We start from the raw sequence: 323 nt of genomic DNA, 5'->3' as shown, positions 1-323 counted from the left end.
GCACGACACCCGGCGTGGTACCGCTGGTACCGTGGGTGCCATGTCGGATCCCAAGGCCATGAATCTGCGTTTCCCCGACCCCGGACACTGTGGCGTAAAGCGTCCCGAGGTCGTCGACTTGCGGGTCCCCGTCGAGCAATTCGGCGGCGTGCAGCAGAAACGTGATGTCGAGCGGGTGCAGCGGTTCCGGCTGGGTCACGCGGCGTGCCCCTGCTCCATGAGCTCACGAAGCGCCTGCTGCTCGGCCGCCCGCTGGTCGGCGGAGGGATGCACCGGCTCGGCCGCGAAGGCCGCGCCGCTGCGGTCCATCGAGACCTTGAACC

General features: G+C 69.0%; 1 pseudogene. It reads right to left on the bottom strand.

The window, feature by feature from the left end:
- A pseudogene (locus J0695_RS44770) lies at positions 1 to 199 on the bottom strand (hypothetical protein); the annotation flags it as partial.
- Positions 200 to 323 lie beyond the last annotated feature (124 nt).

Origin of the sequence: Streptomyces beijiangensis, from assembly GCF_017315755.1 — a bacterium.
GTDB lineage: Bacteria > Actinomycetota > Actinomycetes > Streptomycetales > Streptomycetaceae > Streptomyces > Streptomyces beijiangensis.
The sequence above is the reverse complement of the archived record's forward strand: the minus strand, read 5'-3'. Positions and strand labels throughout refer to the sequence as shown.